12 protein-coding genes and 1 pseudogene are annotated in these 9,137 nt (G+C 43.3%); 8 read left to right on the top strand and 5 right to left on the bottom strand.

Annotated elements, in window-relative coordinates; all coding sequences use genetic code 11:
- Nucleotides 1-208 precede the first annotated feature (208 nt).
- From DW830_RS14635 to DW830_RS14610, 6 genes are all read left to right on the top strand, one after another.
- Nucleotides 209-871 (top strand): DUF3575 domain-containing protein, encoded by a 663-nt coding sequence (locus DW830_RS14635; RefSeq protein ID WP_119250398.1) that lies wholly within the window; start codon nucleotides 209-211, stop codon nucleotides 869-871.
- Nucleotides 868-1,872 carry a DUF5119 domain-containing protein gene (locus DW830_RS14630; protein WP_119250397.1) on the top strand — a complete coding sequence of 335 codons (1,005 nt, stop codon included), beginning with the start codon at nucleotides 868-870 and terminating at the stop codon, nucleotides 1,870-1,872. Before DW830_RS14635 ends, DW830_RS14630 begins: the two co-directional genes overlap by 4 nt.
- 62 nt (nucleotides 1,873-1,934) lie before the next feature.
- Complete coding sequence (locus DW830_RS14625; protein WP_158573517.1) at nucleotides 1,935-3,983, top strand: FISUMP domain-containing protein; 2,049 nt, start codon at nucleotides 1,935-1,937, stop codon at nucleotides 3,981-3,983.
- A 130-nt stretch (nucleotides 3,984-4,113) separates the two neighbouring features.
- Nucleotides 4,114-4,599 (top strand): hypothetical protein, encoded by a 486-nt coding sequence (locus DW830_RS14620; RefSeq protein WP_147487278.1) that lies wholly within the window; start codon nucleotides 4,114-4,116, stop codon nucleotides 4,597-4,599.
- A complete protein-coding gene (locus tag DW830_RS14615; protein ID WP_119250394.1) occupies nucleotides 4,586-4,981 on the top strand; it encodes a four helix bundle protein in 396 nt (131 codons plus the stop codon). The genes DW830_RS14620 and DW830_RS14615 overlap by 14 nt, the downstream gene beginning before the upstream one ends.
- A 230-nt stretch (nucleotides 4,982-5,211) precedes the next feature.
- On the top strand, nucleotides 5,212-5,478 hold the full coding sequence (locus tag DW830_RS14610) for a hypothetical protein (protein WP_153083156.1): 267 nt from the start codon (nucleotides 5,212-5,214) through the stop codon (nucleotides 5,476-5,478).
- On the opposite strand, the gene DW830_RS14605 is transcribed toward DW830_RS14610, so the two are convergent.
- Nucleotides 5,456-5,641 carry a hypothetical protein gene (locus DW830_RS14605; RefSeq protein WP_119250393.1) on the bottom strand — a complete coding sequence of 62 codons (186 nt, stop codon included), beginning with the start codon at nucleotides 5,639-5,641 and terminating at the stop codon, nucleotides 5,456-5,458. The two genes, DW830_RS14610 and DW830_RS14605, sit on opposite strands and share 23 nt — an antisense overlap.
- A 357-nt stretch (nucleotides 5,642-5,998) precedes the next feature.
- On the opposite strand from DW830_RS14605, the gene DW830_RS14600 reads away from it, so the two are divergent.
- Nucleotides 5,999-6,853, top strand: a complete 855-nt coding sequence (locus tag DW830_RS14600) for a DUF5106 domain-containing protein (protein WP_119230051.1) — start codon at nucleotides 5,999-6,001, stop codon at nucleotides 6,851-6,853.
- A 166-nt stretch (nucleotides 6,854-7,019) separates the two neighbouring features.
- The gene (locus DW830_RS14595) at nucleotides 7,020-7,229 is read left to right on the top strand and encodes a hypothetical protein (RefSeq protein ID WP_118255845.1); all 210 of its coding nucleotides are present in this window, start codon (nucleotides 7,020-7,022) and stop codon (nucleotides 7,227-7,229) included.
- Nucleotides 7,230-7,275: 46 nt separating this feature from the next.
- On the opposite strand, the gene DW830_RS14590 is transcribed toward DW830_RS14595, so the two are convergent.
- From DW830_RS14590 to DW830_RS14575, 4 genes and pseudogenes are all read right to left on the bottom strand, one after another.
- Nucleotides 7,276-7,590, bottom strand: a complete 315-nt coding sequence (locus DW830_RS14590; protein ID WP_118255885.1) for a helix-turn-helix domain-containing protein — start codon at nucleotides 7,588-7,590, stop codon at nucleotides 7,276-7,278.
- 2 nt (nucleotides 7,591-7,592) lie between these two features.
- Nucleotides 7,593-7,931: pseudogene (locus DW830_RS14585) on the bottom strand (type II toxin-antitoxin system RelE/ParE family toxin).
- A 128-nt stretch (nucleotides 7,932-8,059) separates the two neighbouring features.
- Complete coding sequence (locus tag DW830_RS14580) at nucleotides 8,060-8,404, bottom strand: hypothetical protein (RefSeq protein WP_147487277.1); 345 nt, start codon at nucleotides 8,402-8,404, stop codon at nucleotides 8,060-8,062.
- Nucleotides 8,405-8,453: 49 nt separating this feature from the next.
- Complete coding sequence (locus DW830_RS14575) at nucleotides 8,454-9,023, bottom strand: hypothetical protein (protein WP_119230058.1); 570 nt, start codon at nucleotides 9,021-9,023, stop codon at nucleotides 8,454-8,456.
- Nucleotides 9,024-9,137: the final 114 nt, after the last annotated feature.

Genomic DNA, 9,137 nt, shown 5'->3' with positions numbered 1-9,137 from the left:
AGATACAAGAAAAATACAAGCTAGCTATAACTTATTGATTATCAGCAAAGAGAAAGAGAGTTATTAGAAAAAGAATATGTTAAATAAAAAGGTATATCGTGATTTTCGCGCCTATATTGCAAAAAAGCAGTTCCTTTGTACCCGAATTTTGAAATCATAGGTAGAATCCCATTAAAGAAGGAGTCTCCTTAAAATAAAGAAACGTAAAATGAGAAAAATACTATTCCTCCTCTTGTTGGCATTTCCATGCACAAGCAGGATTGCGGCGCAAGACATCCATTTCATAGGAAAGCGAAGTGTGGACACATGCCATGCAAAAGCAAATTGTAAGAATCCCATCCTTTGGAAATTGAAGACCAATCTATTGTATGACGCATTTGTGGTTCCCAATATTTCAGCAGAAATGCACTTGGGAAGGAACTGGTCGGCAGGGCTAGGCTATTGGTACACCTGGTGGAAGACCAATCCATGCCATAGATACTGGCGCAGTTATGGAGGAGAAATAGATATAAGAAAGTATTTTGGAAGCCAAGCATTAAAAAGCCATCTCACAGGCCATCATCTTGGAGCTGTGAGTCAGATGGGAATGTATGATGTGGAGTTCGGAAAACGAGGCAACATGTCAGATTTCTCCTATACGATAGGAGCTGAATACGGCTACACATTTCCCATCAGTCCAAGGGTTAGCTTGGACTTGGGCATGGCCTTAGGTTATTTTGGAGGAACATACAAGGTGTATGACCCGATAGATACCCACTATGTATGGCAAGAGACCAGGAACAGGAGATATTTCGGTCCTGTGAAAGCAGACATCACCCTAGCATTCCAGATAGGCAAGAACTATAGAACGGAGAAAGGAGGCATGAAATGACGAATATCAATCCTTCCAAAATCATCTTGAAAGTAAGGACGGCGATGTGGTACCTCTTCTTCCAGACCATAGGAATCTGGCTACTCAGCAGTTGCGAGCAGAAAGATCTATGTTATGACCACAACCATGCCTCCAACGTAAAAGTCACTTTCGATTGGGAGCAATACCCAAATGCCAACCCAGCATCCATGTGCTTTTACCTTTTCCCAAGGAAAGAAGGCGAAAGGACTCTCAAAAGGGAATTCATCGGAAAAAACGGCGGCATAGCCCAAGCCCTAGTTGGCGTAAGTTACACGGCATTGGGATTCAATTCCGATGCTAGAAACACAAGTTTTCGCTATAATATCAGCACAAACAGCATTGAGGCAAGCTCCAAGGATGCCGGGACTATAGATAGAATCGGAATATCAGCCAGTCTTTTGCCAAGAGCAAAGGGAACCGAGGGAGAAAGAATGTCGATGGAAGCCGACAGCATCTATTCCAGTGCTTCTGAGAAAGGCATTCTTATATCACTGGAAGAGAACGACCGAGGCGACACATGTAAGATAACGCTTAGTCCAGAGCGAAGATTTTGTACCTATAGGTTGAAGATAATGAACATCGATAACCAGCAAAACCTCTCATCCTCCATTGCCGGTTCCATCTCAGACCTTGCTGGAGGCATCAACCTTTCCACTGGAGAAAAGACAGCGGCAAAGGTCACCATTCCATTTGCGGTTGGCACAACAAACAAAAGCACTTTGGAAGGACAGCTTCGATGCTATGGGAACAGCCCATCAGAGGATGCCGCCAACTATTTGGTTATATATACCGTGTTGAAGGATGGCACAAAGTGGTGCTACATCTATGATGTTACCAAGCAAATCAAGGAAGCCCCCAACCCTTATGAGGTAGAAATCGTTCTGGACAAACTCCCTGTGCCAACCAATATAGGCGGCAATAGCGGTTTTACCCCAGGCGTCAGCGACTGGAACATCATAGAGATACCAATCGTTATGTAATATTCATAAACAAGATATAAGTATTATTCATTCTAAAATTTAAATTTATGTTCAAAAAAAGTATGTTTTGCGTAGCCTTAGCCTCTTTGGTATTGGCTACATCGTGCTCACAGGATGACTTGCAGACAGCCAAGTTCTCCCAAAACACGATTAATCCTAACGTTGAATTAGGCTGTCAGCCTATTTCTACTTTTGCGGCAGCAAAAGGTAAAGCAGTAAAATCTCGTGCAGTAGAGACCACCATCACCAACCTTGGTTCATTCACCATGAATGCCTTCCAGGATGGTGAGGCCAACTACATGAAGGATGTGAAATACACCTCTACCGATGGTAGCGTATGGAACACCGACGCTGGTACATTCTACTGGCCAGTGGAGGGCAACTTACACTTCTATGCGTATGCACCAGAGCAGCCAGGACAGGCAGGAACATTCAAGTTGGACAAAGATGCCCAGACACTCACCGACTTCGTTCCAAACACAGCCGCTGCCGACCAGAAGGATTTCGTGTATGCAAAATCAACAGGCAACAACAAAGCCAATGGAACGACAGGTATAGATATTGATTTCCAGCACGCATTATCCGAGGTGACCATTGCAGCAAAGAACGAGAACACTGCCTACACCGTAGATGTAACAGGTGTGAAGATTGGCAATGTCATCAAGAAGGGTACTTTCACATTCCCTTCCACCTCAGACGCAGCAGCCTCTTGGACACTTTCGAGTGATGTTTCCGACGTCACAGACTACACAACAACTTGGACAACCCCGGTGACACTTGGAAGCGATGTCTCAACATTGGATGCGACCAATGTACCATTTATGATTCTTCCACAGCAGTTGTCAAAGGCGGCAAAGGCCTCCGATAAGGCATATATCGCCGTAAAGGTAAAGATTACCTTGCAGGGCGGTTATATTCTGAAGGATGACTGGGTGTATGTAGGTATTGATACCAACTGGGAGATGGGCAATCGTTACGCCTACACCCTCGACTTCACTTCTGGTGCAGGTCAGGACGAGGACGGAAAACCAGTAATTTCCGGAACAGCCATCAACCTCAATGTCGATGTCACCCCATGGGATGAGGTTGCAGAAGACCTCGATCCTTCAGGTGTTGTCCCTACTCGTCCCAGTGTAGCCAACTCACTAATTATCGACCCAACGTCAACAAAGGCCTATGGCATTAACATTGCCGACAAGATTAATGCTTTCTGGTCTTCAGCAGTAGGTGACCAGACTACCCCTATCGTGGCAGGAACAGAATGGACTGCCGAGGTTATCTGGCAGGACATCCCTTCACGTGCCATCAATTTTTGCAGCAAATCAGGTGTTGTTAAGAGTGGTGACACTTTCGAAGGAAAAGGAACTACTCCACTTTACGTAAAGGCTGCTGCCAACGTAAAAGGCAACGTTGTTGTAGGTATCAAGAAGAAGGGCGAGAGCGATTACCTCTGGAGTTGGCACTTGTGGCTTACCGACGAGCCACAGCTTGTAGCAGGTTTCATGGACAGAAACCTTGGTGCAGAGTCTGCGACTGCAACCGATGGTGCGAAAACACGTGGTTTGTACTATCAGTTCGGAAGAAAAGACCCATTCGTCGGCTCAACAGAGATTTATGACATCAATGGTACATCAAAAAGTACTGGAGCTACCATTGCTACAGGTAGGGTGACATTTGCCAAAGCTGTACAAACTCCTGCAACATTCTATACCTATGGTAGTGGTAACAACGATTGGGCTTCGCCTAACAACTACACATCAAAGAACTGGAACGACATTTCAGAGAGTGACGGCAAGACTTTCTTTGACCCATGCCCAGAGGGATGGAGATTGCCAACCAAGGCTGAATATAGCAACTTCTCAACCACGACATTCACTTGGGATGCAACAAATTCTGGTCGTACCTATAACGGCAATTGGTTCCCTGCTGCTGGTCATCGCTACAGCGACGACGGTGGCATGAGCAGCGTGGGCGGCTACGGCTACTATTGGAGTGCGTCGCCGTACAGCGAGGATGGCGGTTACGGCTTGTACTTCGACAGTGGCGACGTGAATCCTGCGAGCAACGGCAATCGAGCGTCCGGTTTCTCCGTGCGCTGTGTCCAAGAATAAGGAGGAACTTGTTTCCGACCTTTGATTGATTTGATTTATTTGATTCATTTAAGATGGACATTAAAAGCCCATCCTTTCAATGCCGCCTGTGGCGGCCGATTTTCAAAAATATAAAATTACAGTTCAAATTATGACAAAACAGGAAATATTAGAACGTGAGGATGCGCAATCCACTACCATCCATCTATATAAGGAAGGCATCTTTTGGAAGGCGTATGAATATTCCGCCTATAGGTTCGTCTTCGGCATCCTGAAATGCAAGCCCAAGAAACAGCGTTTCAAGGAAACATCTACCGAGATGATACATATAGGATTCCCTTTGACTTTTCTCGACACCCATCAAGATTCGTTCCGTCTCATCTCAAAGGACGAGAACACTTGCACCATTGAGCCAGTGGACTTTCTGCCTCAAATGACTTTTGAGGAGTGGAAAAATTCCATCGAGACAACTGTTAGCAACAACAAAGGTGCAAACCTGATGCTACCCAAGGGAACAAGTCCAACTGATGAGTATATCATCAACAAAGTTCGCAGCTTCAATATTGAGAGCAAGACACCCATGGACTGCATGATGTTCCTGGTTGACTTAAAGAAGAAAATCAATGGCGAAGTATGACGAGCTTCCTGTGTTCAAGGCCACTTACGACCTTCTCTTGCGTATCTACATGGTCAGCCAACATTGGAGCAGAGACATTAGATATACGCTAGGCGAGGAATTGAAGAAAGAAGTGATAGAAATCCTTCAGCTTATCTATCAAGCCAATGCCTCGAAGAAGAAAGTAGCCTTTCTCTCCTCCTGTAGAGTGAATCTGATAAAAGTAAGACTGCAGATTCGAGTCGCCAAAGACTTGAAACAGCTCCACCTCAATCAATATGGACTTCTTGCAGAAATGCAGGAGAACATATCCAAGCAGCTCTCAGGTTGGGAAAAGTCAGAACGTAGAAAGGAAAAAGAGAGTAAGAAGGAAGACAACAACAACAGTAACAATAAACAATAGTCATAACAAAAACTGTAAATGAAGGACATGGAGAAAGCTCCAAGCATCAATCAGAGTCTCGGATGGCAACCTCACAGTGCCATCGAGAGCGTGTTATGTAAATTCAGTAACCCTCCTATGGCGTAAATGATGCGCCACTAGCGAAAGAGAAAAGCCAAAGGGCGTAGTCATAGGGTATGACGGATGAGAAGTCCAATCTTCATGTTGGCTTGCTACCGTAGCATTCCATCGTGAATTTAACGAGTGGTTACATCAACCCTGCTGCTGGTTATCGCAACAGCGACGACGGTAGCATGAGCAACGTGGGCAGCAACGGCAACTATTGGAGTGCATCGCCGAACAGCGAGAATAACGGTTACAACTTGAACTTCAACAGTGGCAACGTGAATCCTGCGAACAACAACAATCGAGCAAACGGTTTCTCCGTGCGCTGTGTCCAAGCATTTACAAATGCAGAGAGAATCCATGTCCTCTTTATCTTATGCAGAGCAACTTAGGAATGACCTCTTCCGAGCATACGAGGATGCGAGGAAGAATAAAAGGAACACCATCGCCCAACTGGAGTTTGAAAAAGATGCGGAGCACAATCTCATAGAACTGTACCACGAGCTGCTTGACGGTAGCTATGTGCCAGGAAAATCCATCTGTTTCCTCACCCATTTCCCTGTACTGAGAGAAGTCTTCGCCTCACAGTTCCGAGACAGGGTAGTTCACCATCTGTTGTTCAACTATATCGCTCCAATCTTCGAGAAAACATTTATATATGACAGTTATTCCTGTAGAAAAGAGAAAGGAACACTGTTTGGTGTAGAGCGACTAGAACATCATATTCGTTCATGCACCAACAACTATACACATACAGCCTATATTCTCAAACTGGACATTCAAGCACCTCTATTTCGCAAGTGGTTACAAAAAGTCCATCCCATATAAGCGATACACCAACAAGAGAAGAGAAAGGTGCGAGATAGCCCATGACTTGAATAGAATATTAACAGCATAAATATAAAGACATATATGAAACAAATAGCATTTCTCATCATCAGCATTTTGATGCTTGGATGCAGCTCGAAACCTGTCACCAAGCCAAATCCTGCGGCAAGTTTCGTTTCCTTTTGGGAGGGCTTCGACTTTTCCAACAAGGCAATGACAAACAATCCTGGAGTAACAGAAGCCAAGTTCAAGGATTTCTGTGGCGACCTCATATTTTCCAGCAAGACAGAGAGAAAACAGCAGATAGACACATTGCTGTCACGTTCCAAGCAAGGGAGCAAGGAAATGTTTCTCGGTTTCATGGAATTGGCAGAGAAACATCTTGCCGACCCAAATTCACCGCTGAGGAACGAAGAATGTTACATTCCCTTCTTGGAGTATGCGATAAAAGAAGGGAAAATTGACGAAGCCTACAAGGAACGTTACAGTTTCCAACTACGTAACGCCCTGAAGAACAGAGTTGGCACAATAGCCAACGATTTCAAATATATAACAAGAGAAGGAACAACAGGCACATTAAAGAGCATAAAAGCCAACTACACGCTCATTTATTTCAACAATCCCGATTGTCACGATTGTAAACGAGTGTATAACATCCTAGCAGGAGATAGCCCCACCCTCGCCCACCTGGTGGCTAGAGGAGAACTAGCAATCCTTGCCCTTTATCCAGATGAGTCTCTAACCTCTTGGAACAAGAACAAGGGAATATACCCTTATAACTGGATAGTGGCAAGATATGCAAGGGACATCGACCGAGAAAGGTATAACATTCCAGCCATTCCTAGTACCTATCTCTTGGACAAAAACAAGAAAGTTATATATAAGGATGCCATTATCGAGGCTGTAGAGAGCTATCTAAGACATAAATACAAGCTATAAGAAATTACATTCATATCAAGAAAAGAACAAAACAATAGTAAAAAATTAAACTTGAATTGGCTCATTCTTCTCTGTGAAGAGCGGAATGAGTCTTTAATTATACGATAAGCGAATTATCAGAAACCTACCATATAACAGGCATATGGAACATTAAAAATTAAATGACATGAATAAAAAGAAAACAAAAATAATCCATGTCCACTTCTTCAGTGGACACAAGAACTACTATTTTGGGAGTGTGACCGCCATCTTCAAGATGTTCACATCCAAGGAAATAGGCTGCACGGAAGCCTATCTTCGTCATCAGCTCACGGAGGAAGGCAATCATTACATCAACGCCCAGGTCTTGATAATAAGGTCTGTGCTACATAGATAAAACGGATGGCTTCCACACACAAAGGTAGAAGCCATCCGTTTTTACCTTACCACAAGGCAACCTTTCCAATGCCAGGCATACTAAAATACGCAGAAATATTCATTGCCTTAAAAACTCTAGCCATTGTAGAGAATGAAAGATTTGCCCCCCTTTCCATCCGTGAGACTTGAGATTTTTTCACTCCAATCAAATTACCAAGTTGTTCTTGGGTCAAGTGTCTCTCTTCCCTTGCTTTCTTGATAGCTTCCCCCATCAAGAATGTTTTCAAATCAGCATCCAATTTGTCTCTTCTTGGTGTACCTTTCTTACCAATGACGCTATCCATCATTTCATCATGAGTATAAAGTTTCATCTGTTCCATACTTATTTATTATTAAAATATTCCTTTCTAATTTCTTCTGCCTTTAATATCTCTTTGAGAGGAGTTTTCTGTGTCTTTTTAACGATGCCGTGAGTGGCTACCACGAACGCCTCTTTATCCTTATCCCAAAATGCAAAAAGACGATATGCCTTCTTATTATACAGAGTTCGAAACTCCCAGATTTCTGAATTTTCAAGTTTCTTGAATAGCTCTTTATCTGTATAAAACCTACATTTATTGATATTAAAAGCTATTTTATCTTGAACCTTAGAATCAAGAGATTACAAAAAGCTCATAGCTTCCTCTGTATAGAGAATTGTAAATTTTGGCTTTTCTTTCATGTGACATTATTTTTTTGCAAAGTTAGGAAAAAGTTCTAATATCTGTAAACTTTTTCCTAACTTTCTTGTTATATACACAAAAATTTAACACTTAGTAACAGTAAAAATAGCTCTTCTCAAATTTTAGGTTACTTTTTCAATCTCAGCCAAACAGCCTCATAGACAGAATCAATAGTGGCAGAAATCACGTTATCGGAGATTTCGAGTTTTTGCCAATCCTCATCCACCTCTCCCACGGTGTTTCTCCCTTTGTATAGAAGAGCCTCCCCATCGAGTTTTATCTTGGTGACCTGAACCTCTTCCATCGTAGTGTCACCATAGAAATATCTTATGAGCCAAGCCGCTCCAAAGACATTTTCCTTGTGAAGGAGGTCTATTTCCTCCACCTCCGCCTCTTTCATCAAATCAACGATAGCCCTTTTGCAGTTATTATGCAAATGAAGTCTCTGTGCTGTAAAATCTATGTATTCCATATTTTGTTACGTTATGGAGAGGTGGTTAGCCTCTCCGTTACCTTAATTATTATGCCACAAGCTCATATTCGTGGAAGTAGATGTAATCATCCCCCTCGTAGTGGTCATCGTTCCACTTGTCTATTTCCTCCAAAGTGACGGTTTCCACCCCCATTCTTCGGGCTACATAGGAAAGTGCTTGTTCCTTCGTGTCGAAGTATTCCCACTCGTCAGCCCCATCCACGCAAGAGTCAACCAAGAAACGATAGTCGAAGAATCGTCCTTCCTTGTCGTTGGTGGCATAAACCTCCCCACCTTCCTCTTCCACGATGAAGTAAACCTTCATTCCCTCGAAATGTTTTTCAAGGATGTGTCGGAAGTCTGTAGCACCCCAAGCCTCCTCAGCCTCGATGCTTAGGACATCATCCTCCAGTTCACAAGTCTGGATGAATCCACGGAGATAATACCCTTTGGTGTTCTCTCCCAGTTCCAGAGCAACATTACCCTCCCAATCCTTGGAAGCGTTGTCTTCCATTACAGGACGCTTGCCGTCCATAAACTCGTTAATCAACTCATTCAGAGTTTTCAAGTCCTCTTGCTTACCCTCAATTCGGTAGCTTGTACTAGCCCAATTTGCCATAATCGTTCTATTTTATTGGTTCAACATAAATGAATTTATACTTCGGATTTCTGGAATCCTCTAGCCTTTACAGCTTTTCGTTCCGTTCGATCCGATATTTTTTTATCATACCCC

The organism is Prevotella sp. AM34-19LB (assembly GCF_003468525.1).
Lineage (GTDB): Bacteria > Bacteroidota > Bacteroidia > Bacteroidales > Bacteroidaceae > Prevotella.
This window is presented reverse-complemented; position numbering and strand designations above follow the sequence as displayed.

Bases quoted from the DNA above. Each gene is read 5' to 3' on its own strand.
- DW830_RS14635 (WP_119250398.1), top strand. From the start codon at position 209: ATGAGAAAAATACTATTCCTCCTCTTGTTGGCATTTCCATGCACAAGC.
- DW830_RS14630 (WP_119250397.1), top strand. From the start codon at position 868: ATGACGAATATCAATCCTTCCAAAATCATCTTGAAAGTAAGGACGGCG.
- DW830_RS14625 (WP_158573517.1), top strand. From the start codon at position 1,935: ATGTTTTGCGTAGCCTTAGCCTCTTTGGTATTGGCTACATCGTGCTCA.
- DW830_RS14620 (WP_147487278.1), top strand. From the start codon at position 4,114: ATGACAAAACAGGAAATATTAGAACGTGAGGATGCGCAATCCACTACC.
- DW830_RS14615 (WP_119250394.1), top strand. From the start codon at position 4,586: ATGGCGAAGTATGACGAGCTTCCTGTGTTCAAGGCCACTTACGACCTT.
- DW830_RS14605 (WP_119250393.1), bottom strand. From the start codon at position 5,641: ATGGGTGAGGAAACAGATGGATTTTCCTGGCACATAGCTACCGTCAAG.
- DW830_RS14600 (WP_119230051.1), top strand. From the start codon at position 5,999: ATGAAACAAATAGCATTTCTCATCATCAGCATTTTGATGCTTGGATGC.
- DW830_RS14595 (WP_118255845.1), top strand. From the start codon at position 7,020: ATGAATAAAAAGAAAACAAAAATAATCCATGTCCACTTCTTCAGTGGA.
- DW830_RS14590 (WP_118255885.1), bottom strand. From the start codon at position 7,590: ATGGAACAGATGAAACTTTATACTCATGATGAAATGATGGATAGCGTC.
- DW830_RS14580 (WP_147487277.1), bottom strand. From the start codon at position 8,404: ATGGAATACATAGATTTTACAGCACAGAGACTTCATTTGCATAATAAC.
- DW830_RS14575 (WP_119230058.1), bottom strand. From the start codon at position 9,023: ATGGCAAATTGGGCTAGTACAAGCTACCGAATTGAGGGTAAGCAAGAG.